The sequence below is a fragment of the Desulfovibrio cuneatus DSM 11391 genome (genome assembly GCF_000430005.1).
Taxonomy (GTDB): Bacteria; Desulfobacterota; Desulfovibrionia; order Desulfovibrionales; family Desulfovibrionaceae; genus Frigididesulfovibrio; species Frigididesulfovibrio cuneatus.
This window is the reverse complement of the sequence record NZ_AUCY01000023.1, coordinates 1-24,820: the sequence shown is the minus strand read 5'-3', so window position 1 is coordinate 24,820 and position 24,820 is coordinate 1. Positions and strand designations below refer to the sequence as shown.

Sequence of the window (24,820 nt, the reverse complement as noted above, 5' to 3'; positions counted from 1 at the left end):
CCACTGCTTCCCAGTAATAACCCCCTTTTGTCACCCTAGTTTCCCAAAATAGTTTCGTTTTCCCCAACCCCTAAAAAAATACCGCACAGCAGGAATAATTCTCCTGCTGTGCGGGTTCACAGCGTGGCCGTTAGGCTTTCGCTGCGGGCGGCAAACTTTGCCGCCATATGTTTGACACATTGCCCCGGCGCATAGGCCGGAAAACACACTACAGAATGGTAACGCTCGTCCACCCTTGCTCAGCCGCAGCCTGGGCCACGGCATTGCCCCCCAGGGCGCAGATACGGCCCTGTTGGGTAAAGGCTGCCAGGGCTTCCCCAAAGCGGCGTACATCTGCCGCAGTGGTGCCCAGAATGTCCTCACGCAGTTGCTGGCGGCGGGCTTCCGTATCGCCGCACAGGCGGCGCACAAACGCCGCAGAGCCTTTGGCGTCTGGCAGCAGGTGGCTGTCCAGCTCGCCAATGGCCCCCACAATGGCGGCGTCCAGTTCTGCCTTGCCCACGTTGCCTTCGGCCAGGTGGGCGGCTACGCCGTCATACACCTGCACCGTGGGCAGCACGTTGGGGTCGCGGTATGACACAATGAAAAAGGCACCGCTTGTACGGTCCAGCCCGCACATGCAGCCATAGGCACCCCCCTGTACGCGCACCTTTTCCCACAAATAGCCTGTGCGCAGGTATTTAAGGATAACTGCGGCAGAACCGTGCCAGGCATAGCCAGTGGTAAACAGGTTCACGCCTTTGCCCACATAGTTCACCTGGGCAGGCAGCACCAGGGCTTCCCGCGCCGGAATGTTTGCCACGCTGCGCAGGGCCTTGGGTGGGGATGTTGTAGGCAGGGCTGCTGCCAGGGCACTGGTAAGGCGGCCAAGGGGCTGTTCCTGCTCCGGCAGGGCGGTCAGGTTCACCTGCATACCACTTTGGGTAATAATGCACCGGGCAAGGGTGTGCAGGTTTTCAAGCACAGCGGGCCAGTCGTTTTCCACCTGGGTAGCCAAAGTCCGCAGGGCATACAATGCTTCCAGGCCGCTGGCCTGTTCACTGAGCCAGGCTGCCGGGGCAAGGCTTGCCCGCAGCCGGGCCGCCACCACGGTGTGCCCTGCGGGCACAAGACCATGCTCCTGCCGGGCCTTTTCTTCCAGCACCATGCTTAAAAAGCGGTCTTTCTGGTCAAAACTTGGGGCGGCAAGCACGTCGCGTAGCAGTTCAAACAGGGCTTCCAGCTTGTCTGGCGCAGCCTTGCCGGAAATACCCATCATACCAAGGGCCGCGCCGGAATCTGCACGGGTCAGGAACAGCAGGTCAGAATCAATACCCCCGGTAAAGCGGGCAATGTCCATGTTCAGGGTGGTAAAGGAGCGGTTTTGGGTGCCCATTTCCACCAATGCCCTGCCAAACAAAGGCACCAGGGGCAAGAGTTGGTCGGGTACGGCATCTAGGCTGAAGCACACTTCCACATAGGCAATGCCTGCCGTGGGCTGGGGCTGAAAAAACACCACCGGGGCCGGGGCAACCTGCTTGGACTCAATGTGCGCGTTGGTGCGGGGCAAATCCCCCACAAGCAAGCGGGGAATGGTGGCAAGGTCTTCGGCCTTGTCCGGTTCACCCTGCATGCGTTGCAAGGCAGCGGCATTTTCCACAACAGCCTGGCGTTCTGCACGGCTCATGCCTGCGGCAATGGCGGCAAGGGCGGCTTTTTCCTCTTGTTCCTGCACTTGGGCAAGCTCCGGCTGGGGCAACAGGGCCACGGTTATGCGGTGGGTGTTTTCCAGCAACCAGCGCTGCACAAGCCCTTCAAAATAGCGTTCCCCGCTGGCAATGCGGCCTTTGATGGCGGCCAGGGGGCCTTCAAACCGCAGCGGGGCAAAGGGGTTCCCTTCATGCAGCCAGGTGGTCAGGCTCCGCAGCATTACGGAAAGCCCCACAGGGAACTTGCCTGTGTTATTCTCCCGCAAGGAAAATTCAATGCTGTTCACGGCAGCGTCCACCGCTTCGGGGCTAATGCCCTGTTTCACCAAGGTTTGCAGTGTTTCCAGAATCAGGGCCTGCATGTGGGGAATGTTCTCTTCCGCCATGCCTTTCAGGCCAATGTCAAAGGTCATTTGGCGCAGTTCTGTTTCCAGGCCCTGTCCTGCCAAATCTTCCCCCAGGCCAGATTCCATAAGCGCCCGGCGTAAGGGCGAGGCAGGCATACCCAGCAGAATATGTTCCAGCATGCGCAGGCCCAGGTTCAGTTCTGTTTCCGCCGTTTCCGGCAGCAGCCAGTTAAGGGTGGCCATGGCCTTTTCCCCTTCCCCGGCGGCAAACGGCACCTGCACTTCACGCGGGGCAGTAAAAAAGGGCTGAATGCCAATGGAAGAATCCACAGGGCGGGCGTCAAAGCGTTGCAGCACCTTGTTCAGCAGTTCAAGGCGTTCCGTTTCGTTGTCGTCGCCCCAAAAAAAGAAGCGCCCGTTGGTGGGGTGGTAATACTGCTGGTGAAAGCCCACAAAATCGGCATAGGTCAGGGCCGGAATAACTTTGGGGTCGCCGCCGGATTCAAGGCCGTACACCGTGTCCGGGAACAAGGCATGCAAGGAATAGCGCCCCAGCACCGATTCCGGCGAGGAAAACACACCCTTCATTTCATTATACACCACGCCCTTGTAGGTAAGGGGGGCATCGGCGCTGTCTGCTTCCAGGTGCCAGCCTTCCTGCTGGAAAATTTCTTCGGTAATACGCGGAAAAAATACCGCGTCCAGGTACACGTCCGTCAGGTTACGGAAATCGCGCAGGTTGCAGCTTGCCACTGGGTAGCAGGTTTTATCTGGGTAGGTGAATGCATTGAGGAACGTTTGCAGCGAGCCTTTAAGCAACTCCACAAAAGGTTCCTTCACCGGGTATTTTTCAGAACCGCACAGCACAGAGTGTTCCAGAATGTGCGCCACCCCGGTAGAATCAGGCGGCGGGGTGCGAAAGCTCACCCCGAACACCTTGTTTTCATCGGTATTGGTAAAGGAAAGCAGCACAGCCTGCGTTTTTTCATGCCGCCACAGGCGGGCCGTGCTGTCCAGTTCGGCAATATGTGTTTCTTCCACAAGGGAAAAACCGTGAACAATAGTCATAAAAGCTCCTTAAATAAACGCCGTTCCGGCGATGTAGGCATGTCGTGGTCCTTTACTTGGTGAGGCTCTGCCTCCCCAAACCCTTCCGCCAAGGGCATGATTGACTCGGCCCGTCCTGGGCCTCGACCTTCGGCTCCCGCCCTGCGGGCGGTTCCCAATTGTGCTTCCTGCACAATTGTCCTCTTGGAACCCGCATCTACGTTCATGTTCCCGTAGAGCGGAAACATGAACGAAAATGGGGGTCAAGGGGCGTCACGTCCCTTGCAGGGGGGGTTGGGGGACAGCGTCCCCCAAGATAAACCAATAAATTTATTGAATAACTATGGGCATGTGCCCCGCACCGCTCACTGCACCCAGGCGGGAGGGGGGCCAAAATATATATTCCACCCTGCCCTGCAACAACCCTATTGGCATTATGCCAGCAGATGAAAATTCCGGGTTCACTGTACGCACATACATAAACCCAGGGGGCAAGGTAAAGGGCTCGTTTGCTGCTGGCCGCGGCAAGCCTTCCGGCATAGCGGTTTCTGGCAACAGCGCAACCACCTGCCCTGGCAACCCTGCCACCTGGCGCACCACGGAATGTTCACTGCCTACCATAGGACGAACCGTGACAATATCCCCCACCTGGGGGCCATGGGCAGCAAAGGCCTGCACGTTCACAAAAAAAGAATCGTCCTTTTGCAGCACAGGAGCCATGGAGGTAGACCCCATAACAAAATTGGCTACCCGGTTTGTCCACACCTGCTCAAAGGGGTTCAGCAGCATGCCCGCAAACAGCACAAGGGCAAGGGCCACTTTGGTAAGCTGCTGCTTGCCAGTGCCCACAAAAAATGCCTGCTCCAACTCCGGGTTTACTTCCAGCGCAGCATCCCCCAGGCTCCACAGCAACAGGGCAAACGTGGTGGCTGCCAGGGCCAGCAACATGGGGTACACTGCCCCTGCCGGGGCAAGCCCCCACACCGCCAAAAAGGCAAATGGCAACCCTACCTGCATCAGGGTATACACCCACAGGCCTTTTTTTTGCTGCCCGCCATAAAGCTGCCCCAAACCGGGCATGGCAATGCCCAGCAGGGCGGCGAACATTCGGTGCTTCCAGTGGATGGCGGTGGGCATAATGGCTCCAGACTAAAATCTAAGAACAATTAGAGAGCATTGCATCTTGAATGTATTAATTGTATGGGGGACGCTGTCCCCCAATAAAATACAATTTTACTTTGTTCGCTTCACGGCTTCCAGTACAGTCCGCTTCACTTCCGGGAAGCGGCGTTCCGCTTCTTCCTTGCTGCTGTGGAAGAACAGCACCAGCGTTTCACCCTTGGCTTCGGCCCTGCCCACGGCAATGCCCTGGTCTGGCCCAAGGGCGCGCATGGTAAAGAGCAGCACCACACCTTCCGTGCAATCAAACACCCCGCGAATGCGGCCTTTTTCTGTGGGCTGGGCATTCACCCTGGATTCACAAAAAAAACCCTGGGCTTTGTCCGTGCCGTGCATTTCCATTTTGCCAAGACCCACCATAACGTGCCTGTCCATGGTGCCTTCCAGGGCCACGCCCTTAAATTCCCCCACAATGAACAGGGGGGGGCCTTCCAGGGCATAGCTCCCCAAAGGGGCCAGGGGCACAGGGGCAGCGGCCCCGGCACCGCCGGGCTCAGGCTGCGTGCCCTTGCCCGCACACCCTGCCACAATGGCAAGGCAAAGCACGGCGGCACTTAACCCAAGCGAACGCGCAACGCGGGCCAGGGGACCCATGCCTAGCGGCCTTCTACTTTTTTGGCAGCCTTTTTCACATCATCCACAAAGGCGGAACGTTCTTCCTGCAAGCGTTTTGCCAGGGCCGGGTCGTGCAGGGCCAGAATTTGGGCGGCAAACCAGGCGGCATTGCGGGCCCCGGCTTTATCCAGGGCAACCGTGGCAACAGGGAAGCCAGGGGGCATCATAACCGTAGCCAGCAGGGCGTCCATGCCCCCAAGGGCAGAAGCCGTTACAGGAATACCCACCACGGGCTTAATGGTGCGGGCAGCCACAGCGCCCGCAAGGTGGGCAGCCATGCCAGCGGCGCAAATGTACACCTGGCAGCCTTCTTTTTCCATTTGCTCCACCAGCGTTTCAGTGCGCTGGGGGGTGCGGTGGGCGGAAGTAACGGTGAACAGGTAGGAAATACCCAACTTTTCCAATATATCAACACATGGGCGCACGGTGTCTTCGTCCGAACCGCTACCAATAAAAACGGCTACTTGTGTCATTATTCCCCCTTGCCGGAACAGGCCCAGCAATTAGTAAGCCCTTTGCTGCCAATGTCGCGGCGAAAGTGCATGTTTTCCATCCGAATGGCGGCAGCGGCGGCATAGGCATTTTTTTGCGCTTCGGCAAGGTCGGCCCCAAGGGCCGTTACCCCAAGAATGCGCCCACCAGCGGAAACAACCTGTCCATTTTCAGTGCGTGCCCCGGCATGGAACACTTTTACCTTGCCCGGCACAGCGGCTTCTGCCGCTTCCAGGCCAGAAATGGGCATGCCTTTGGGGAACTCGCCGGGGTAGCCTTTGGCAGCAATCACTACACACAGAGCGGTTTTTGGCGAAATAGCCAGGGTTACTTCATGCAGGCGGTGCTGGGCGGCCGCCAGCATAACCTGCAACAGGTCACCTTCAAGGCGCATAAGCAGGGGCTGGCATTCCGGGTCGCCAAAGCGCACGTTATATTCCAGCACTTGGGGGCCTTTTTCTGTCATCATAAGGCCTGCATACAAAATGCCGGTAAAGGGCTGCCCGCGTTTTTTCAGTTCTTTCAAAATGGGGCGCATGCTAAGGGCCACAAGCTCGTCGTACATATGTTCCGGGGCCACCGGGGCAGGGCTGTAGGCCCCCATGCCCCCTGTGTTGGGGCCTGTGTCGCCATCGAACACGGCTTTGTGGTCCTGGGCGGAAGGCAGGGGAATAACGGTTTCGCCGTCGCAAAAAGCCAGGAAGGAAGCTTCTTCCCCCACCAGCACATCTTCCACCACCACGGTGCTGCCAGCAGAACCGAACATTTTGTCCACCAGCATGGCTTTAAGGGCTGCTTTGGCTTCATCCGCTGTTTTTGCCACCACCACGCCTTTGCCTGCGGCAAGGCCGTCTGCCTTCACCACCAGGGGGCGCGCGCAGGAGTCCACATATTTTGCGGCTTTTTCGTAATTGGTAAATACCTTGAAGGGGGCGGTGGGCACGCCTGTTTCCAGCATCATTGTTTTGGAAAACGACTTGGAAGCTTCCAGCCCGGCGGCATAGCGCTTTGGTCCAAAGCAGGGCACCCCGGCTTCTTCACAGGCATCGGCAATGCCTTGCACCAGGGGCAGTTCCGGCCCGGGAATGACAAAGTCGATGCCCTTTTCCTTAATAAAGGCCATAAGGGCGGCAATGTTGCCTTCGGAAATGGGCACGTTGGTGCCTTCCGTGGCGGTGCCACTGTTGCCAGGGGCAATGAACACCTCTGGCTTAAGGGAGCTTTGGTTTATTTTCCAGGCCAGGGCGTGTTCACGCCCGCCAGAACCAATAATAAGTACGCGCACTGCTGGCTCCTGCTTCGGCACCCTGGGGACAGGGGTTTTCGCCGCAAATGAAGTATGTTATTGTTTGCGCCAAGGCAACGTGGCCTGAACAGGCCTGTTTCCAACATACCATTAAATCAGTGGTTCCTTAGGGAATGGCTGATTACATAGCATTTTGGAAACGCGCAGTTATTTCGTTTGGCTAGGCACGAGTTTTTTTTGAAGCAGGAGTGGACTCTTCGGTCCTCGACTGTTTCAAAAAAAATAAAGTAACACCGCCAAACGGAATAAATCAGCGTTTCCTTGGAAACACGTTCCGACACCCACTTTATTCTAGTGAAAAACAGATAAAAAGCAACGCCGGATAATTACCCCGCCCCGGCACCGCCTGCATAACCCCTTTTGCCACACGCAACGGACACACCTTGGAAACCGATTTTTGCCTCTCTTCCTACCGCTTTGACCTGCCGGAAGCTCAAATAGCCCAATGCCCCCCGGCGGTGCGTGGCGCTTCCCGCCTTATGGTGCTGCCACGGCAGCAAGGGCCTGTGCAGCATGCGCTTTTTTCGGAACTTATCAGTCACTTACCTGAAAACTGCCTGCTGGTAGCCAACAATTCCCGCGTAGTGCCTGCCCGTTTGTTCGGCCAGCGCCCTACCGGGGGCCGGGTGGAATGCCTGGTGCTTACCCCCCTGCCCCTGGTGCAGGGCCAGCCCTGCGCCTGCCTGCCCAAGGCCGATGCAACAACAGTTGCCACGGGCACAGGCTGGCAACGGGCTGCAATTGAAGGGCTGCTGCGTTCTTCCAAAAAAGTGGCGCAGGGCGAAACCGTAGCCTTTTCCCCCCGCTTGCAGGCCACCCTGCTGGAACGCGGTGAATTCGGGCACGCCAAGCTGGCCTTTTACTGGCAGGGCGATTTGCTGGAAGCCATAACCGAGGCAGGCAGGCTGCCCTTGCCGCCGTACATCAAGCGCCAGCAAGGCGCGGTAGCGGCACCGGAAACAGGCGCGGTAGTGGCACCGGAAACGGGCGCAACAACAGCCCAGCCGGGTGCCGCCCAACAACTGGATGCCATGGATGCGGAGCGCTACCAAACGGTGTACGCCCACAGCGGCAAGGCAGGTTCCGTGGCGGCCCCCACCGCCGGGCTGCATTTTACCCCGGCCCTGAAGGAAGCCCTGCTGGCCAGCGGGCGGCAGTGGGCAGAAGTGACCCTGTACGTGGGCTATGGCACCTTTAGCCCGGTGCGCTGTGAAGACATTCGCCAGCACCCCATGCACGCGGAATATGCCGAACTTTCCCCTGCCACTGCCGCTGCCATTGAAGCCGCCAAGCAGGAAGGCCGCCCGGTGATTACCGTGGGCACCACCAGCACCCGTGTGCTGGAAGGCATTTGGCAGGTGCAGCATGAAGGGCAGGAACAAACACATGGGGAGCCTGGGCCCTTTTCCCTTGCTCCCTTCCAGGGCTGGATCAACACATTCCTCTACCCCGGCAAGCAGTTCCATGTTATTGACGGCCTTATTACCAACTTCCACCTGCCGGAATCTTCCCTGCTTATGCTGGTTTCTGCCCTTGTCGGGCGGGAGCGCGTGCTGGATGCCTACACCCAAGCCGTGCAGCAGGGTTATCGCTTTTTTTCTTATGGGGATGCCATGCTCATAACCCCTTAGGAAACGCTGAATACTTCTTGGGGAGGCTCTGCCTCCCCAACCCCCACCGCCAAGGGCATGATGCCCTTGGAACCCCGCATCAGCGTGCAGTTTTTCGCTACGCGAAAAGCTGCACGCAAATGGGGGTCAAGGGGAATCATTCCCCTTGCAGGGGGTATGGGGGACAGCGTCCCCCATAGTTCCGACCAAACACTCGTCTTACAACGGAGCTTCCCATGAAGACAAAGCCCATACAGAAAATGGTGCACGAAAGTTACTGGACACACGACACCAACTGCGCCGGAACCACCCTGACGGTGCTTTCCACCTTGCACGACCTGCCGCTGGATACACAGGTGATGCATGCCTCCATTGGTATGCACGGGGCCGGGAGGTTCCGCGCCCAATGCGGCCTTGTGGAAGGCACACTGATGTTTTTGGGTATGCTTGGCACGGCACAGGGCAAAACCCCGGAAGCCATTACGGAAAACTGCTTCCAGTTCGCCGCTGGCTTTACGGAACGCTTCGGCTCGCTCTCATGCAGCGTGCTGCGCCCCGGCGGCTTCACGCCCGATGACGCCCCCCACCAATGCGAAGGCCTGACAGTGGAAGCCATTACGTTTGCCAGCGCATTTATTGAGGGGCTGGAGTAGAGGGGGAACATACCCCAGCGGAGCGAGAAGCAAAACAAGAAAGAGCAGGCAAGGCGGCACGCCGCACGAAATCAAGTTTCCTCGAATGATCATAAGCGGTTAGGGCACCACCCCATGGTAATGCCCTAACCGTTTTCTTCAATGTAAAAAAAACTACGTCGTCTGCCCCGCAGCTCTTTCACCCTCTTTTTGCACAGGGGGTGCCGCTTTGGCAGGCGCCTTTTTCTTGGCAGGTTCTTTCACTTCCCGCTTTTCTCCATTCTCTTTTTCCGGTGCGCTCGCAGGGGCAGCCGCAGGCTGGGCAGGCTGCTCCGCTATGGGTGCAGGCCCTGGCACCACCACATTGCCACTCATCAGTAAATCATCACAGCTATTGCCCTGGTAAGAAGAGGAAAGAATCCTCCCCACGCTATCTGCCTGAATGCGCAGTTCGCACTCGCTGTAGCGCACTTCGTCCGGGGTGTAGCCCACCACGGCGGTATCATACGCATAGCCGGGTGCATAGCGGCGGCGGCCATGGCGGTCGTACACAGGCACCCATGCCGGGCGGGCATAGCGCTGCACCACAGGCTGGCCGGGGTACACCCTGGCGCGTTCGGCACTCCACACATAGGTGGTGGTGCCATCAGGCAAGTCCACAACCTTGCTTGGGGGGCCAAAGGTGCGGGTGGCATCGTTAATGGTGTGCATGGCTTCCAGGGCAGGCTTCAGCTTGGCGTCGTGGGCGCAGCCCGCAAGGGTGCTGGCGCACAGGCAAACAAGGGCAATACGGCGGAAAAGGGGGAAATATTTGCGCATGGCGGCCTCTTGGCTGGTGCGGCATGGCCTGAAGGCCGCGTGCACCAGTGAATTAGTATCTTACATAATTTTCTCTTAGCATAGTTACCCATAACACGCCAGTATGCAGGGGGTGTGTGTACAAAAAGGTGCAATTGTCTAATGACGACCATTGTAAAACTACGTTTTGCGAGCTTTTTTCATTCTATTTCCCTTTGCCTGCGCAGCGCGAAATATGGCCTAAGTCGCAAAACGCACTCATTTTACAGGAAAATTAATTTCCGTATTCGCGCTTTTTGCAGCGTCTACCCTGCGGGAAGTCGCTTTAAGACTCTTGCACAATAGTCTTGAATGGTAAGATAATTTTATGGCCCTCTCTTGACAGGGGCAGCCTATTTATAGAACAGTATGTCTAGCGAGCATCCTGTCTTTCTGTATTCTGCCTTATTCCATTGCTTATGCAAACTTCATAATACCAATTTGAGCAGTGTGCGCCAAAAATTGGTATTAGGTCAGTTTTCACCTGGAAGAAGCAGTGTGGTTCAGTGCATGTAAGAGTGTGGTGGGAAGGAGGCGCAGCACGTAAGGCACTGGCTGTATTTGCTTTGCCGTGGTGAGCTGGCTTGCAGAACCCGTTTCCGGGACCCCCGGAAACAAGCTGGAGCTGCTGTTGATTGAGGCCGTGCATGGGTTTCACACGAAGCACGGCGCATGTGTGTACAGTTGAAGAGTACGTTGCGTTCTTTTACAACACAGCATTTCCAGCGGAGGCGTTATGGTTCAACCTACAAAAAATGGTGTTAAGGGAAAAACAAAAAACAGTTCGCAAACACAGCAAACAACCCCTCAGGCCGCTTCAGGCCAAAAAACCGGGGCAGCCAAGGCAACCCCGCCTGCCAGCCATAAAGCAGGCACCAGAAAGAACGGGTACAAGCCCCTTGCCAGCATGGAAGAGTATGAAGCTGTTGCCAAGAAAGCCCTTGAAGACCCGGAAGGCTATTGGGGCGAACGGGCAAAAAGTCTGTTACACTGGTTCAAGCCCTGGGAAAAAACGCTGAGCTACGATTTTAATGAACCCAGGGTGGAATGGTTTGCTGGCGGCAAGTTGAATGCTTCCTACAATTGTATAGACAGGCATGTGGAAGGCCCGCGCCGCAACAAAGTGGCCCTTATTTGGCAGGGCGACCCTGAAGACGATGTGCGCATTTGGACCTACCAAATGCTGTACGACAGGGTGTGCCGCTGCGCCAGTGCGCTGAAAAACATTGGGGTGCGCAAGGGCGACAGGGTGGTGCTGTACCTGCCCATGATACCCGAAGCCGTGGTGGTTATGCTGGCCTGTGCCCGCATTGGGGCAGTACATGTATTTGTTTTTGCAGGGTTTTCTGCTGCCAGCGCCCAAAGCCGTATTCAAGACTGTGAAGCCAAGGTGGTTATTACGGCAGACGGCATGTTCCGCGCTGGCCGGGTGATGCCTTTGAAGGCAAACATCGACGAAGCCTTGAAGGACTGCCCTACCGTGCGGCGTGTGATTGTGGTGAACCGCACCAACATGTCCACTTCCATGAAAGAACGGCGCGACATTTGGTGGCGCGACCTCATGGCAGACCGTTCCTTGAACGCCCGCCTGCCTGCCGTACCCATGGATGCAGAAGATTTGCTGTTTATTTTGTATACCAGCGGCAGCACAGGCAAACCCAAGGGGGTTATGCACACCACTGGGGGCTATTTAACCTATGCAGCCCACACCACGCAGGCCATTTTTGATACGCGTGAGGAAGATGTGCACTGGTGTACGGCAGACGTGGGTTGGATAACCGGGCACACCTATGCCTTGTATGGCCCGCTGCTGCTGGGGGGCACCACGGTGCTGTTTGAAGGTGGCCCGCGCTGGCCCGACCCGGACAGATATTGGCAGATTATTGAAAAATTCCGGGTAAATACCTTTTACACAGCCCCCACAGCCATTCGTATTCTTATTCGCGAAGGGGATGAATGGCTGGAGCGCAGCGACCGTTCCAGCTTGCGCCTGCTGGGCAGCGTGGGTGAACCCATTGACCCGGAAACCTGGCACTGGTACCGGGACAAGGTGGGGGACGGGAATATTCCCCTGGTGGACACCTGGTGGCAAACTGAAACAGGCGGCATTATGATAAGCCCCCTGCCTTTTACCACACCGCTCAAGCCCGGCTCCGCCACAAAGCCATTGCCAGGAATTGATGTGAGCGTTGTGCGCGAAGACGGTAAACCCGCCAAAGTGAACGAGGAAGGCCACCTGGTTATTAACAAGCCATGGCCCGGTATGCTGCGGGGTATTTTTGGCGACCCGGCCAAGTTCAAGGAAAACTACTTTTCCCGTTTTCCTGGGCGCTACCTTTCCGGCGACGGTGTACGCATGGACGAAGACGGGTACCTGTGGCTGCTGGGCAGGCTGGATGACGTGATTAACGTTTCCGGCCACCGCTTCAGCACGGCGGAAATGGAAGCTGCCTTTAATGCCCACCCTTCAGTGGCGGAAAGTTCCGTGGTGGGCATGGCCCACCCGGTGAAAGGCGAAGTGATTTACGCATTTGTCCAACTGAACGCCGATGAAAAAGCAACGGAAAGCATTCGCAGTGAATTGCGCAAATGGGTACGCCGTGAAATTGGCCCCATCGCCTCGCCAGAGTACATTCAGTTTACAGAGGGCTTGCCCAAAACTCGTTCCGGCAAAATAATGCGCCGCGTGCTGCGCAAAATTGTGTCTGGGCAAATTGATGAACTGGGCGATTTAACAACCCTTTCCAACCCCGACGTCATTGATTCCCTGGTGGAAGAATATGAACGCCTCGTGGGCATGAGTTCCATGCGTTAGGCTGCTTTATTGGGGGGGCTTTGCCTCCCCAAGCCTTGCCTCCTTCCTCTCCCGCAGCGCAGTAGATGCTGCGGCGGTAAAGCCGCCTACAGCCTGCCTTGTCATTCCACGGTTCACCAGGTTCGCAACTGCCGTTGGCGTAAAGGGCATGATTGATTCGGCCCTTTCTGGGCCTCGGTTTTCGGGTTCCGTCCTGCGGTTCCCAATTTTGCTCACCCCTTCTTATTCAAGGAATTATCATGATCCGTTCATCCGTTCTCGTTGGCGTTTTTTGTGCGCTGGTAGCGCTGTTGGCAACGCAGGCAGCCTATGCTGCGCAGGAAGAAAATACCATTGTGTCCCACACGCTAGGCAGCGCCAAAGTGCACCAGCTTGTGGAAAAAAGCGGTATGTGGGATGGCCCCAAGGTGGAGTCGCTCCTTAAGGGTGTGCCCGCTGAAGTGATGCAACAGTTCATTCCCAAAGGGCAATATCCCTCTACCATGTCTGCCTACCTTATTCAGGTGAATGGCAAGAATATTCTGGTGGATGCCGGATTTTCAGAAAATGTCATGGTGGAGCGCTTGCATACCCTGGGCGTGCAGCCGGAAAATGTGGATGTGTTGCTGCTAACCCACATGCATATCGACCACATTGGCGCTATGTTGCAAGCGGGCAAGGTGGCGTTCCCTAAGGCGGCTGTGTTCGTAGCGGAACAGGAAGTGGCGTTTTGGCGTAATGATGCCATTATGAATTCTGTACCGGAAGAAGTGAAACCCTACTTTGTAGCGGCTCGCAGGGTGCTTGATGCCTACACCCCGGTGCTGCGCACCTTTTCCCCTGCCACCTTTGCCGAAGGCCCCAAAGACGTTGTGCCCGGCATAAAGGCTGTGGCGGCCTTTGGGCACACGCCGGGGCACACCATGTATTTGCTGGAATCGGAAGGCAAAAATTTCCTTATATGGGGTGACTTGGTGCATGCCCTTTCCGTGCAAATGCCCCACCCGGAAGCCTTTTTGGTGTTTGATACCGACGGCCCTACCGCTGTGGCAAGCCGCAAAACCGTGCTGGACTACGTTGCCCAGCATAACATCCCTGTGGGCGGTATGCACTTGCCCCTGCCCGGCTTTGGCACCATTGCAAAACAGGGCCAGGGCTTTGCCTTTACGCCCCTGCCATAATACAGGCTGAACAGGCTGTGCGGGGAACGCTGGTGCCGTGAGCAAACCCTGGTGAGGAGTTGACATCACTTCCTCTTTCCCGCATAACCAAATAAGATTGGGGCTGTAGCTCAGTTGGGAGAGCGTTCGGTTCGCATCCGAAAGGTCGTCAGTTCAATTCTGATCAGCTCCACCAGGAATATCAATAGGTTGCCAGTGTGCATTGCTGGCTTATGAGCGCATGTGGGCAGACGCGCATTTCTCAGGTGGTAGACCCTTTGAAGACCGCCCGTATTTGCATGGACCGTACCGTGTTGCGCACGTTTGGTGTTCCTTTGGCTTTTTAGCCCAAGGAACCCTCGGAGTATTTTTGTTTTTTGCCATAAAAAAAGGCCTGGGAAGCTCCCAGGCCTTTTTTTATGCCGCACAGGGTGGGCTACCGTTACAAAGTATGAGCACCACCACATAGCCCTGAATGTGCTTGCCTCATTCAGGGTTTTTTTTGCCGCTTGCCAGCATGTGCAGAAAAATCACATTTTTTTTTGCGCATATGCTGCGTTACCTCATTTTTGCTTTGACTTTATGCTTTTTCAATTGCATATACGATTTGTAAAGGTTTTGCACTATGCGCTTATTTATTATTGGTGCACAGGCTCCTTTTATTGCACGCGGCAAAGGCAGGCGCCATGAGGCAAATTTTTGTAACGACCATTGCAGGCTTTCAACGCTGGAATGGGAGCAAGCCCCGCGTTGCAGGGAGATAGGCAACACAGGCAAGTATGGCAGAACAGCAAACGTATGATGAGGCGTTGCAGGAAGCCCCCCTGGTGAAGGCAAAAAGAAGAAGGCGGTGCACCACCTGCGGTGCCCCCACCACCAATTACCGCTGCGAAGACTGCTGGCGCAGGCTGCGCGGCTTTAGCTGCGAAGATATGGCCCAAGGGGTGGACCCCACCATGGCGTATTCCGGGCGGTTGAAGCGGGTGCGGGTGGCCCTGGTGCCGGAGCCATGGAAGCCCCTTGGGGCTGTGCCTGTATGCCAGGTGCCAGACAGACAGGCCGAGTATTTCGCCGCAAAAGCGCAGAATAAGGAGGAGGCTGTGTGAGTGTTGCCATGAAGTGGGGAATATTGGTTGTGTGCCTTGGGGCCGTGTGTTTTGGGGCATACCAACTGGGCTTTGGCAGGGCGGAAGCCGAAGGGCTTGCCGCCGTGCGCCTTGTGCAGGTGGAACGCGAAGAAGAGCGGCGGGCCGCTGCGGAGGCGTATGGCACTGCCCTGGCAGAAACCCTTGCCCGTTACCAGCAGGAAGTGGCAGCGGCGCAGCGGGTAGCCCAAACCTTAAGTGCGAAAAACAATGCCCTGGAAACCCAGGCCCAAACCATGCGGAGGGAAATTAAAAATGCGACGGCTGGCAGTGTGCATGTGTTTAGTGCTGAATTTGTGCGGCTGTGGAACGGCTTCATCGGGGCGGTTAGCCCCGCCCCCCGTGCCGTGCCCGCCCCCGGTGGTGCCGGGGGTGCTGCTGGAGCAGGAACCGCAAGTGCTGCCGCTGGAGCCGGGGTTCCGGGGGTAGGCACAGCAGGAAGCGGGAATGTATTAACCGCGCAAAACGACCCGCGAGAGGGAGTGCCTGCCGGAGTGGCAGGGCGACTGGCATCCGTAACAGAAGAAGATGTGCTGGAGTTTATGGCGTATTACGGTAGCCGCTGCCAGCGTTTGGAAGCCAAGGAGCAAGCGTGGCAGGGGTTGGCAGCAGGCTGGAAACGCTGATTTTTCCGTTTGGCTACGTTGCTCGCTTTTTTTGCGGCGGGGCAGGGCCGAAGAGCCCAGCACCCGCCACCAAAAAAACTCGTGCCTTGCCAAACGAAAAACTTAGCGTTTCCAAAAGGCCATTTAATCAGTGATTGCCTAATAAATGAGATTTCGTGAAAAAGGCTAGTATTACCAAAGTGCCACGCCCAAAGCCAAACACAAAGCCTTACGCCAGTTCCGGCAACCCAAAAAAACGCCGGGCGTTGTTGCCGCAAGTGGTCCACAGCTCGGCAACGTCCATGCCCCGTGCCTCTGCCATGGCCTGAATGGTATAGCCAAGGTAGGCGGGTTCATTGCGCTGCCCGCGCAGGGGCACCGGGGCAAGGTAGGGGCAGTCTGTTTCCACCATAAGCCGTTCCAGGGGAATGGCTGCTACGGCTTCGCGCAGGTGGGTGTTGGCCGGGTAGGTTACCGGGCCGGGAATGGACAGGTGCCAGCCGTGTTCCACCACACGCTGGGCAAAGGCGGCGGTGCCGCCAAAGCAGTGCCACAGCAGCGGCCTGCCGGAAAAACCGTGCTCCAGGAGCATGGCAAGGGTGTCTTCTTCCGCGTCGCGGCAATGAATAACCACAGGCATGTCGCACGCTTTGGCCAGGGCAAGCTGGGCGGCAAATACCTGTTTTTGCAAGTCTGCGGGCTGGTCTTTCCAGTAATAGTCCAGCCCAATTTCCCCAATGGCCCGAAAGCGCGGCTCTTCGCGCATCAGGCGGGCCGTAGCGGCTTCCGCTTCCGGGGTGTACTGGTCTGCTTCTGTGGGGTGAATGCCCAGCAGGTAATACACGTTGCTGTGCGGGGCAAACAGGTGCTTTTGGGCTTCATACACTGTGGGGTGCAGGAACACCTGCATAAGCTGGGCAACGCCTGCGGCAGCAGCCCGTTGCAGCACGGCTTCAAGGTCTTCAGCAAATTGCTTGCTGTTCAAATGGGCGTGGGTTTCCACCCCGGTGCAGGGCAGGGCCGGTGCCGGGAAAAACGGTGTTTTTTTCTTGCTCATGGTAGGTCTATAGTAAAGATGTTGATTTACGTGAGATATTGCACTTGGGGGACGCTGTCCCCCAACCCCTGCAAGGGGCGTGACGCCCCTTGACCCCCATATTTGCGTTTGCTTTCCCGCTTTGCGGGAAGGCAAACGCTGATAGGGGTTCCAAGGGCATTATGCCCTTGGTGGAGGGGTTTGGGGAGGCAGAGCTTCCCCAAGAAAAAATCAGCGTTTCCCTAAAGAACTTGGCGGTGCTTGAGGGACTGACGTAATGTTTCTTTGTCCATGAATTTTACTTCTGCACCAAGGGGAATGCCCTGGGCGAGGCGGGTTATGGCCACGTGCGGGAAGCGGGCATGGAGCTTGCGGGAAATGAAGGAGGCGGTGTTTTCCGCTTCCACCGTGGCCCCAAGGGCCAGAATCACTTCCTGCACTTCACCTTCTGCCAGGCGGGCCAGCAGGGCGTCCAGTTCCAGGCTGTCCGGGTTCACGTTATCCAGGGGGGCCAGCAGGCCACCAAGAATAAGGTACTGCCCGGTGTAAAAGCCGCCCCCTTCAAGGGTGAGCATGCTGTCCCAGTCGGCCACAAGGCACAGGGTGTCGCGGCTGCGGGTGGCGTCCAGACAAATGCCGCAGGGTTCCTGGTCGGTAAGTGCCCCGCAACGGGAACACAGGCGCAGGGTGGTGCGCAGGTCGTGTATGGCCTGCCCCAGGCGGCGGGCTTCTGCTTCCGGCCATTTTAAGAGTACCATGGCGCAACGCAGGGCTGATTTGGGGCCAAGCCCCGGCAGGCGTGCCATTTGGTCCACCACGGCACGCAAAGGTTCTGGAAGAGGATGCACAGAGAGTCCTTTGGAAAAAATTGGGGGTTACATCATGCCCGGCAGGCGCATGCCGCCCGTCAGGGCGCTCATTTCAGCTTCGGCAAGCTCCCGGGCACGGCGCAGGGCATCGTTCACCGCAGCGCACACAAGGTCTTGCAACATGTCTGCCTCGGCAGGGTCTATGGCGGCTGGGTCTATGGTTATGGAAACCACTTCCTGCTTGCCGGTGCATACCACACGCACCATGCCGCCGCCGCTTTGCCCTTCCACCTGCTTTTCCCCAAGACCTTCCTGAATTTTCGCCATTTTCCCTTGCATTTCCTGGGCCTGGCGCATGATATCTTGCATATTGAACATATATAGCTCCTGTGAATTTACATATTTCCGCTTCTGCGGCGGGTTAGATGCTTCGGCGGCAAAGCCGCCTTCGCCCCGCCTTGTCGCTCCACGGCTCGCTACGCTCGCGACTGCCGTCGGCTTTAGGGAAGACCTTGGCGTAGGGTTGTGTTGGGTAACACTACGGCATAGGGACATTCCAAGCCCTTGCGAGCGTTGGGACGCGGCTTTGCGCGTTCACGGGCGAGCAAGGGGGGCTGTGCTTGGGCGGGGCGTTGGTGAAAAGATAGAATTTTTTGTGCAGGCAAAAGTACTTCCTAACGCAACTGCCCAAAGTCGATGATCCGCGCTTGAAATTTCTCCTCGGCTATCTGCACCAGCGGATGCGCAAATATCTCCTTGCGCAGGCTGTCTCTATCCTTACGCACCACCACAGGTTCTGCCACCGTAATGGTGAAGGGCTCTACCCGCAATGCCTGAATGGCTTCCCGCAGCAGGTTCTGCGCTATGGTATCGGCCACACGCTGCCCGGTGAAGGTGTCTTCCGGTTGCAGCACCAGGGTGCCACCTTCCCATACCCCGGTAATGCGGCGCAGCAAAGCGCCAATCCAGGCGGGTGCTTCTTCATTTTGCAGGGCACGGGCCACAATATCTTCCAGGGCAGGCTCATACCCTGTGGGGCTGGGGGCTGCCTGCTGGCCTGGCTGCGCCTGTTCGGGCTGGTTGGCTGGCTGGGGTGGCTCTGCCCCAAACTCCGCGCCAGTGGGCAGAACAGGGGAAGCATGGGGGGCTACTGCATAGTCCATTGGTGCCACGTCTGCCATGACTGCATCGTGGGGCACGTCTGCTTCTGGCGGCATGGCGGCAAAATACGCTTCCTGTTCTTGCACATAGTCGGGCATGGCTTCCGGTTCCAGCATGGGTGCTGGTTCAGGCATGGCAACATGTTCTGGAGTGCTTGTGGCGAAACTTGTGGCAGCCGGGGGCATAATGCCTGCGGGCGTTGCTTCCGCTTCCTGGGCTGGTGCCGCTTCTGGGGCTAGTTCCCCGAACTCAGGAGTTTTTTTTTCAGCCAGACCTGTTGCTTGGTCTTTTGTGTGGCTTATTCCCAGCCCATGGTGTTGCCCCTGGGCTGGGGCCAGGGGGCGGGCCGGGGCTTCACGCGGGGTGGTGCGCCTGCCAATGGCGGAAAGAGATTCCAGGGAAAGCAACTGCGGCAGCAAGGCAAGGTTCAGCAAGAGCAGTTCCAGGGCCAGGGCAGGTTCCACACTGGTCAGCACGCGGCGCTGGCCTTCAAGGGTCATTTGCCAGCAAGCATGAATGTGCCGCAGGGAAAGCTTTTCTGCCTGCTGGAGCAGGGTGTTGGCTTCTTCTTGCGGCAATTCCACCACAGGTATGGCGGCCCTGCCTGACTGGTTCAGCAAAAACAGGTTGCGCCACAGGGTAACAAGCTCACGCAGGAAAAAGCCGATGTCCAGGCCACCGTCCAGCATTTCCCGCAGCAGGCGGCTGATGGAAACAGCATCCCCCGTGGCAAGGGCGGCCAACAGGGTGGTAAAGGCTTCCTGCCCGGCAAGGCCAAGCACCTGGCGCACGGCAGCTTCTGTCAGTTCCCCTGGCCCCAGGGCCAGCACTTGGCCCAAAAGCGACATGGAGTCGCGCACACTGCCAGCACCGCGCCGGGCCAAAAGGCGCAGGGCGCTTTCTTCACACCGTATATTTTCCTGCTGGAGGATGGAACCCAAATGCGCCACCAGGGTGGCTTCCGGCACACGCTTGAATACGTAATGCTGGCAACGGCTAATGATGGTTGCGGGGAACTTGTGCGGTTCCGTGGTGGCCATAATAAAGGTGACGCGGGCCGGGGGTTCTTCCAGGGTTTTGAGCAGGGCGTTGAAGGCCTCGCGCGAGAGCATGTGCGCTTCATCGATAATAAAAATTTTGTAGCGCCCGTCCATGGGGGCATAGCCCACCACTTCTTTCAGGCGGCGCACGTCATCAATGCCACGGTTGGAAGCGCCGTCAATTTCCACCACGTCCATGGCGCTGCCAGCCGTTATGCTGCGGCACATTTCACACTGGTTGCACGGTTCGGCTGTGGGGGCCTGGCGGCAGTTCAGGGCTTTGGCAAACACACGGGCCAGGGTGGTTTTGCCCACCCCGCGGGTGCCGCTAAAAAGGTAGGCAGGGGCCACTTTGTCTTCCAGCGCAGCGCGGGAAAGAATGGCCTTTAATGTTTCCTGCCCGGCAACAGTGGCAAACGTTTGCGGGCGGTATTTGGCAGTAAGGGCAGCGTGGCTCATGGGGGTACTCGCAACAAAAAATGGGCCGCGTGGTGCGGCGTTTCATGTGTAACCTAAAGCACTCTGCGGGCAAAGGCAAGGGGCAGGGAGGTGTGTGGGCAGTATGGCGTGTTCTTCCATGCTGTGGTATGCTAAGGAAACGCTGATTTATTCCGTTTGGCGGCGTTACGTTGCTTTTTCTTGAAACGGGGCAGGGCATAAGAGCCCAGCGCCCGCTTCCCAAAAAGCTCGTGCCTTGCCAAGCAAAATAACTGAGCGTTTCAACAAATCCATTAAATAAGTTTGTTCCTGCATTTATTGTGCAATAATCTTCATAAGGACATGATATATGGATGCATTTACCTTTGGCTTTGCCGTAATGGCAGGTGCTGTGCTGCTTGGCCTTGGCCTGGTGCTGTGGGCCATTGGGGCCTTTAACAAACTGGTGCGGCTGCGCACCCTGGCCCAGGAAGGGTGGAGCGGCATTGGTGTGCAGTTAACCCGGCGCTACGACCTTATTCCCAACCTTGTGGAAACGGTAAAGGGTTATGCCAGCCATGAGCTGGCTACCCTGGAAAAGGTGATTGCCGCCCGGAACAGCGCCCAGCAGGCCATTACCCCCGGCCAGAAGGCAGAGGCGGAAACCCAGCTTGCCACGGGCCTGCGCCAAATTTTTGCCCTGGCGGAAAATTACCCGGACCTGAAGGCCAACCAGAATTTTATGCACCTGCAAACGGCCCTGACAGGGCTGGAAGATGAATTGCAGCTTTCCCGCCGCTATTATAATGGTGCTGTGCGTGAATATAACGGGTACATGGGGTCATTCCCGGCCCTGCTGTTGGCTGCGCGCTTCGGGCATGTGCCCATGGAATTTTTTGAAGCACCTGATGTGGCGCAGCAGACCCCCAAAGTGTCTTTTTAGGGAAACGCGGGAATGAACGCTATGGTCGTGCGCTGTTTCAGGCGGGGTGAACAGGCTGGCAGCTTTGCTGTTGCCGTACTTGCTTTTGTTGTGCTGTGTGCGTTTACCCCCATCGCACACGGGGCAGAGCGGATTATTCAGTTCCATGCTGAAGCCACGGTGCTGCCGGATTCTTCTGTAGCCGTGGAAGAAACCATTGGCCTGTGGGTGGAAGGGGTGCGCATTCGGCGTGGCATTATACGCGACTTCCCCATGCCGCGGGGGGCGTATTTTAATGGCCGGGCATCTACCTTTACCATGCAGGAAGCCCTGTTAGATGGCGCCCCTGTTCCCTATACCATTGAGCGGGAAGGGGACTACCTTGCCATTCGCCTGGGGGATGCACAGCGTACCCTACCGCTGGGGGAGCATACCTTTACCCTGCGCTATACCGTGACAAACCATTTGTATTACGGGGAAAAGCTGGACGAGCTGTACTGGAACGTGACGGGCAACCTGTGGGATTTTCCCATTGGCGCGGCCTCCTTTCGGGTGCATTTACCAAATGGGGCCATGGTGCAGGAATATGCCGCCTATACCGGGCCGCTGGGAGCCAAGGGGCAGGATTTTCGCCTGGAAAATGGCGTGTTCCGCACCACCAGGGCGCTTATGCCAGGGGAAGGGTTTACCGTGGCCGTTGGGTTTGCCAAAGGGGTAGTGACCCCCCCGGAGCAAACACTTAAAGAAAAAGCAGTGGTGTTTGTGCAGGCCAATGCCTTTGCTGTAAGCCTTGGGCTGGCAGGGCTGGCTTTTGGTTTGTTCGGGCTGCTGCTGTTTTTGTACCGCAAAAGCCGGGGGCAGGGCCTTGTTATTCCCCTGTACCACTCCCCGCAAGGGCTGGAACCACACGCGTTGCGCTATGCCGCCACCTTCTTGTGGGATAACACAGGCTTTTGCGCCACGCTGCTGCAATTGGCTGTGGCAGGCTATGTGCGTATTGAAGATAAGGGCGAAGATATTATTCTGCATAAGGTGTTGCCTGTGCCCCCCATGGCAGTGCCCGGCACCGAAGCCGCTGGAGTGGTAGCACCCGGCAGCGGGGAAGCTGCTGCATGGGGCGCGGGGCCTGCATCCCTGAGTTCTGCTTCCTTAAGCCCTGCGGCGGTTGCTGTGCTGGAAAGCCTGTTTGCGAACCATGAGCAGGTTGTGGTGAGCCAGAACAGTGCATTGCTGTACCAGGCAAAGCTGCAAATGCTGGCAAAAACGCCTTCCCCGCGCTACCGGCGCAAGGCTATGGCCGGGGTGTGTTTGCTGCTGGTTCCTGCCCTGGGCATTGGGCTGTTCAATGCGTTACACACGGTGTCTTTTGCGGCTATTGCCCCGCAACTGTTAACCATTATGGGGCTTTTTATTGGCAATGCCAAGCTGCTGTATGTGTATTCCCCTTCCTGGCGCACCTTGGCAGACGCCATTGCCGGGTTCACCCTGTATTTGAACACCGCGGAAAAGCATAGGCTGGAAGCGTTGTTCCCGGCTTCCGGCCCTGTACCAGAACAAAACACGGCTCAGTTTGAACGTTTTTTACCCTATGCCTTTGCTTTGGGGGTGGCCCAAACCTGGGCAGATTCGTTTGCCGACTCTTTTGGGGACGTGGGGTACAGCCCTGTGTGGTATACTGGCGGGAATGTAACGGACCGTATGCAGCTTACCCGGCACCTGTACCGTTCTATGGGGCGTATTGAAAGTTCTGTAAACCGTGAATCTGCCCGCAGGGCAGCAGCCTTTTCCGCACAATTTGCTTCGCGCCGCGGGGGCAGTGGCCTTGGGGGCGGTGGTTTTTCCGGCGGCGGACGCGGCGGCGGCGGTGGGCGTGGCTGGTAACTTGGCCGAAAAAATAATTTTTTTCGGCAAAAATGAAAAAAAGAGTTGACCTTGGCAGGGGTTTGGGCTAAATCGATTTCTCCACACGGGTCGTTAACTCAGTCGGTAGAGTATCTCCCTTTTAAGGAGAGAGTCGCAGGTTCGAGCCCCGCACGACCCACCATATTTCAAGCCCCCGAAAGTTATTTGCTTTCGGGGGCTTTGCTGTTTAGCCGGAAGGGTGGCGGGAGGGTGGTTTGTGTAAGAGATGGTAACGCGGGAGTTCCTGCGGTGGCACGCTGCCAAAAATTGGGCTACAAGCATTTTCTTCTTTACTTACCCAGAGCTTATCATAATATAAAGAGGAATCTTCGTTGTAATTTCGTGACAAGTGTATATTTATTGTTATAATAGAGGCTCTAGGTACACTATCATTCAGAATGTGCAGGAGAGGTTGATATGGATGCAAAACAGCAAAATGTACGTGGGGCCCCCTGTGTATGGGGTGTTGTGGCCTGTGTGCTGTTTTTATTGGCTGCCCTTGCTGGCCTGGACGCCTTACAAAGCTATTGGTGCACTCCCAGCAATGAAGTGGCTCTGGTAGGTGGGGAAAGTACTGTTATTTCTGGCCCCATGCCCAAAAATGCAGGCAAACCCCAATACCTGGAACCTATCTGGCTTGGCTCTGCCAAACTTTCATTTGCATTGGAAGGCGAAAGCGGAAATGCCACCAGCAAGAAAAGTACATGGAAAGCCACGTTGCATGCGGGCAACGTGCAGCGCGTGCAAACAGGCACCCTGGTAGTGGAAGACTTGATGCTTGCTACAGAAAAGGAAACAGGCTCAGTGACCAAAATACAGAATACTGACCTGGTTTATTCCATAGTCATTTACCCTAGTGCAGACGCCATGAAAGAAGCGCAGCCCAGCATTTTGGCTCGTTATGTGGGGGTAACAGGCGGTGCAGTTGCCGCTGCCCTGGCCGCTTTGGGTGGCGGGTGCGCGGGGGTATACTGGTGGTTGCGGCGCAAGGCAGCACTGGTGCAAGGGCAGAGTGTTTTGGAAGACTAAGGAAACGCTGATTTATTCCGTTTGGCAGCGTTGCTTCATTTTTTTGAAACAGTCAAGGACGGAAGAGTTGACTCGGCCCGTCCTGGGCCTCGGCCTTCGGCTCCCGCCCTACGGGCGGTTCCACTTCCGCTTTCCTGCGGAATTGTCACTCCTGCTTCAAAAAAAGCTCGCGCCTTGCCAAATGAAATAACTGCGCGTTTCAATGATACCATTTAATCAGTGATTCCCTAACTTAACTCACCTCTATTTCCCGCTTTTTTTGCTTACGTTCTTTATTGTACTTTTTTTACGCTTTTCGTGTCTTTACTTTTCCTGCTTCCGCCTTTTCTGCATCTTCTTGTAGTTCGTTTTCCTCTGCCCTTCTCCAATGTATTAGCCCCCGCACGGGGAGCACCATAAGCACAGCGGGAACGGCAAACATCGCCCCTGGCAGGGCTTCTGCCATACCAAAAAATTCCATACCCAGAATCATGGCCAGAACGCTGTTGGTGGCCCCAAAACACAGGCACAAAGAGCCTTGCTGTGGCCCCGGCCAGCGCCAGGAAAGTATTGCGGCAGAAGCAAGAAAAATAAGGCCTGAAAACAGCGCGGCCCCCATGGCAGGCAAAAGCAGTTCCGGGTTTTGGCGCAGTACAGGGGAATATTTTGCAAAAACGGCAAGGTTGCTTATGCCTATGGTGAGTGTGCTTACCCAAAAACGGGTGTGTTCCAGCATGGCGGTGAGCTTTGGGGAAACGGCTGTTGTAATAAAAAATCGGTAAACCCCAGGCTCTGCCTGGGGACTCCCAAAGTTTGACTTTTCCAGAAATAGAAGAGACCTCCGTTGTTGAACCGCTCAAAGTTCATCAACAGGAGGCCCCAAATGGATGGAGCCTTGAGTTTAAGTCACTCCAAATGGGTTTGCAAGTACCATGTGGTTTGGATTCCAAAGTACCGCAAGAAAAAGCTTTTTGAAGGTTTGAGAAAGCAGCTTGGTGATGTCTTCCACGCTCTTGCCCAACAGAAGGAATGCAGGATTTTGGAAGGGCATTTGCTCACAGACCATGT

The 24,820-nt window shown here is 56.7% G+C and carries 21 protein-coding genes and 2 tRNA genes; 12 read left to right on the top strand and 11 right to left on the bottom strand.

The window, feature by feature from the left end:
- Positions 1-208 precede the first annotated feature (208 nt).
- The 5 genes from G497_RS0107080 to purD all read right to left on the bottom strand — a co-directional run bounded on the left by G497_RS0107080 (position 209) and on the right by purD (position 6,653).
- Entirely contained in the window at positions 209-3,103 is a 2,895-nt protein-coding gene (locus G497_RS0107080) for an insulinase family protein (RefSeq protein WP_027187627.1), read from the bottom strand.
- Positions 3,104-3,412: 309 nt separating this feature from the next.
- The gene (locus G497_RS0107070; RefSeq protein ID WP_084516084.1) at positions 3,413-4,219 is read right to left on the bottom strand and encodes a S26 family signal peptidase; all 807 of its coding nucleotides are present in this window, start codon (positions 4,217-4,219) and stop codon (positions 3,413-3,415) included.
- Positions 4,220-4,315: 96 nt separating this feature from the next.
- Positions 4,316-4,855: a hypothetical protein gene (locus tag G497_RS0107065; RefSeq protein ID WP_027187624.1), complete on the bottom strand. Its 540-nt coding sequence runs from the start codon at positions 4,853-4,855 to the stop codon at positions 4,316-4,318.
- Between the two features lie 2 nt (positions 4,856-4,857).
- Positions 4,858-5,349: a 5-(carboxyamino)imidazole ribonucleotide mutase gene (gene purE / locus G497_RS0107060; protein ID WP_027187623.1), complete on the bottom strand. Its 492-nt coding sequence runs from the start codon at positions 5,347-5,349 to the stop codon at positions 4,858-4,860.
- A complete protein-coding gene (gene purD, locus G497_RS0107055; RefSeq protein ID WP_027187622.1) occupies positions 5,349-6,653 on the bottom strand; it encodes a phosphoribosylamine--glycine ligase in 1,305 nt (434 codons plus the stop codon). The genes purE and purD overlap by 1 nt, the downstream gene beginning before the upstream one ends.
- 404 nt (positions 6,654-7,057) lie before the next feature.
- On the opposite strand from purD, the gene G497_RS0107050 reads away from it, so the two are divergent.
- Positions 7,058-8,305 carry an S-adenosylmethionine:tRNA ribosyltransferase-isomerase gene (locus G497_RS0107050; RefSeq protein ID WP_027187621.1) on the top strand — a complete coding sequence of 416 codons (1,248 nt, stop codon included), beginning with the start codon at positions 7,058-7,060 and terminating at the stop codon, positions 8,303-8,305.
- 215 nt (positions 8,306-8,520) lie between these two features.
- On the top strand, positions 8,521-8,937 hold the full coding sequence (locus tag G497_RS0107040) for a C-GCAxxG-C-C family protein (RefSeq protein ID WP_027187620.1): 417 nt from the start codon (positions 8,521-8,523) through the stop codon (positions 8,935-8,937).
- A gap of 153 nt (positions 8,938-9,090) precedes the next feature.
- Here the strand turns inward: G497_RS0107040 and G497_RS0107035 are convergent, their stop codons facing one another.
- Positions 9,091-9,735 (bottom strand): hypothetical protein, encoded by a 645-nt coding sequence (locus tag G497_RS0107035; protein ID WP_027187619.1) that lies wholly within the window; start codon positions 9,733-9,735, stop codon positions 9,091-9,093.
- Positions 9,736-10,489: 754 nt separating this feature from the next.
- Between G497_RS0107035 and acs the strand changes: the two genes are divergently transcribed.
- The 5 genes from acs (at position 10,490) to G497_RS19095 (ending at position 15,478) form a co-directional block, all read left to right on the top strand.
- A complete protein-coding gene (gene acs / locus G497_RS17170; protein WP_245576362.1) occupies positions 10,490-12,568 on the top strand; it encodes an acetate--CoA ligase in 2,079 nt (692 codons plus the stop codon).
- Positions 12,569-12,807: 239 nt separating this feature from the next.
- Positions 12,808-13,728 carry an MBL fold metallo-hydrolase gene (locus G497_RS0107025; RefSeq protein WP_051257924.1) on the top strand — a complete coding sequence of 307 codons (921 nt, stop codon included), beginning with the start codon at positions 12,808-12,810 and terminating at the stop codon, positions 13,726-13,728.
- Positions 13,729-13,827: 99 nt separating this feature from the next.
- Positions 13,828-13,903, top strand: a tRNA-Ala gene (locus G497_RS0107020).
- 583 nt (positions 13,904-14,486) lie between these two features.
- On the top strand, positions 14,487-14,813 hold the full coding sequence (locus tag G497_RS0107000; protein WP_027187617.1) for a hypothetical protein: 327 nt from the start codon (positions 14,487-14,489) through the stop codon (positions 14,811-14,813).
- Positions 14,810-15,478 carry a hypothetical protein gene (locus tag G497_RS19095; RefSeq protein ID WP_027187616.1) on the top strand — a complete coding sequence of 223 codons (669 nt, stop codon included), beginning with the start codon at positions 14,810-14,812 and terminating at the stop codon, positions 15,476-15,478. The genes G497_RS0107000 and G497_RS19095 overlap by 4 nt, the downstream gene beginning before the upstream one ends.
- 208 nt (positions 15,479-15,686) lie before the next feature.
- On the opposite strand, the gene G497_RS0106985 is transcribed toward G497_RS19095, so the two are convergent.
- The 4 genes from G497_RS0106985 to dnaX all read right to left on the bottom strand — a co-directional run bounded on the left by G497_RS0106985 (position 15,687) and on the right by dnaX (position 19,962).
- Positions 15,687-16,514: a TatD family hydrolase gene (locus tag G497_RS0106985; protein ID WP_027187615.1), complete on the bottom strand. Its 828-nt coding sequence runs from the start codon at positions 16,512-16,514 to the stop codon at positions 15,687-15,689.
- 221 nt (positions 16,515-16,735) lie between these two features.
- Positions 16,736-17,341 carry a recombination mediator RecR gene (gene recR, locus G497_RS0106980; RefSeq protein WP_027187614.1) on the bottom strand — a complete coding sequence of 202 codons (606 nt, stop codon included), beginning with the start codon at positions 17,339-17,341 and terminating at the stop codon, positions 16,736-16,738.
- A gap of 27 nt (positions 17,342-17,368) precedes the next feature.
- Positions 17,369-17,680: a YbaB/EbfC family nucleoid-associated protein gene (locus tag G497_RS0106975; RefSeq protein ID WP_027187613.1), complete on the bottom strand. Its 312-nt coding sequence runs from the start codon at positions 17,678-17,680 to the stop codon at positions 17,369-17,371.
- Between the two features lie 296 nt (positions 17,681-17,976).
- Positions 17,977-19,962, bottom strand: a complete 1,986-nt coding sequence (dnaX, locus tag G497_RS19805; RefSeq protein ID WP_027187612.1) for a DNA polymerase III subunit gamma/tau — start codon at positions 19,960-19,962, stop codon at positions 17,977-17,979.
- Between the two features lie 328 nt (positions 19,963-20,290).
- On the opposite strand from dnaX, the gene G497_RS0106960 reads away from it, so the two are divergent.
- The 4 genes from G497_RS0106960 to G497_RS0106945 all read left to right on the top strand — a co-directional run bounded on the left by G497_RS0106960 (position 20,291) and on the right by G497_RS0106945 (position 23,773).
- Positions 20,291-20,863, top strand: coding sequence for a LemA family protein (locus G497_RS0106960; protein WP_211228748.1), 573 nt, complete (start codon positions 20,291-20,293; stop codon positions 20,861-20,863).
- Between the two features lie 12 nt (positions 20,864-20,875).
- Positions 20,876-22,723, top strand: a complete 1,848-nt coding sequence (locus G497_RS0106955) for a DUF2207 domain-containing protein (protein WP_027187610.1) — start codon at positions 20,876-20,878, stop codon at positions 22,721-22,723.
- Between the two features lie 87 nt (positions 22,724-22,810).
- A tRNA-Lys gene (locus tag G497_RS0106950) sits at positions 22,811-22,886 on the top strand.
- Between the two features lie 275 nt (positions 22,887-23,161).
- Positions 23,162-23,773 (top strand): hypothetical protein, encoded by a 612-nt coding sequence (locus tag G497_RS0106945; protein WP_027187609.1) that lies wholly within the window; start codon positions 23,162-23,164, stop codon positions 23,771-23,773.
- 286 nt (positions 23,774-24,059) lie between these two features.
- On the opposite strand, the gene G497_RS0106940 is transcribed toward G497_RS0106945, so the two are convergent.
- Entirely contained in the window at positions 24,060-24,488 is a 429-nt protein-coding gene (locus G497_RS0106940) for a hypothetical protein (protein WP_027187608.1), read from the bottom strand.
- Between the two features lie 147 nt (positions 24,489-24,635).
- On the opposite strand from G497_RS0106940, the gene tnpA reads away from it, so the two are divergent.
- The coding region (gene tnpA, locus G497_RS0106935; RefSeq protein WP_027187607.1) for an IS200/IS605 family transposase at positions 24,636-24,820 on the top strand (185 nt) is incomplete at its 3' end.

What these genes read in the sequence shown, in the direction of transcription:
- G497_RS0107065 (WP_027187624.1), bottom strand. Translation starts at nt 4,855, where the DNA reads ATGGGTCCCCTGGCCCGCGTTGCGCGTTCGCTTGGGTTAAGTGCCGCC.
- purE (WP_027187623.1), bottom strand. Translation starts at nt 5,349, where the DNA reads ATGACACAAGTAGCCGTTTTTATTGGTAGCGGTTCGGACGAAGACACC.
- G497_RS0107000 (WP_027187617.1), top strand. Translation starts at nt 14,487, where the DNA reads ATGGCAGAACAGCAAACGTATGATGAGGCGTTGCAGGAAGCCCCCCTG.
- G497_RS0107040 (WP_027187620.1), top strand. Translation starts at nt 8,521, where the DNA reads ATGAAGACAAAGCCCATACAGAAAATGGTGCACGAAAGTTACTGGACA.
- G497_RS0106940 (WP_027187608.1), bottom strand. Translation starts at nt 24,488, where the DNA reads ATGCTGGAACACACCCGTTTTTGGGTAAGCACACTCACCATAGGCATA.
- G497_RS0107080 (WP_027187627.1), bottom strand. Translation starts at nt 3,103, where the DNA reads ATGACTATTGTTCACGGTTTTTCCCTTGTGGAAGAAACACATATTGCC.
- G497_RS0107070 (WP_084516084.1), bottom strand. Translation starts at nt 4,219, where the DNA reads ATGCCCACCGCCATCCACTGGAAGCACCGAATGTTCGCCGCCCTGCTG.
- G497_RS0106975 (WP_027187613.1), bottom strand. Translation starts at nt 17,680, where the DNA reads ATGTTCAATATGCAAGATATCATGCGCCAGGCCCAGGAAATGCAAGGG.
- G497_RS0106955 (WP_027187610.1), top strand. Translation starts at nt 20,876, where the DNA reads ATGAACGCTATGGTCGTGCGCTGTTTCAGGCGGGGTGAACAGGCTGGC.
- dnaX (WP_027187612.1), bottom strand. Translation starts at nt 19,962, where the DNA reads ATGAGCCACGCTGCCCTTACTGCCAAATACCGCCCGCAAACGTTTGCC.
- acs (WP_245576362.1), top strand. Translation starts at nt 10,490, where the DNA reads ATGGTTCAACCTACAAAAAATGGTGTTAAGGGAAAAACAAAAAACAGT.
- G497_RS0106945 (WP_027187609.1), top strand. Translation starts at nt 23,162, where the DNA reads ATGGATGCAAAACAGCAAAATGTACGTGGGGCCCCCTGTGTATGGGGT.
- G497_RS0106960 (WP_211228748.1), top strand. Translation starts at nt 20,291, where the DNA reads ATGGATGCATTTACCTTTGGCTTTGCCGTAATGGCAGGTGCTGTGCTG.
- G497_RS0106985 (WP_027187615.1), bottom strand. Translation starts at nt 16,514, where the DNA reads ATGAGCAAGAAAAAAACACCGTTTTTCCCGGCACCGGCCCTGCCCTGC.
- G497_RS0107035 (WP_027187619.1), bottom strand. Translation starts at nt 9,735, where the DNA reads ATGCGCAAATATTTCCCCCTTTTCCGCCGTATTGCCCTTGTTTGCCTG.
- G497_RS0107025 (WP_051257924.1), top strand. Translation starts at nt 12,808, where the DNA reads ATGATCCGTTCATCCGTTCTCGTTGGCGTTTTTTGTGCGCTGGTAGCG.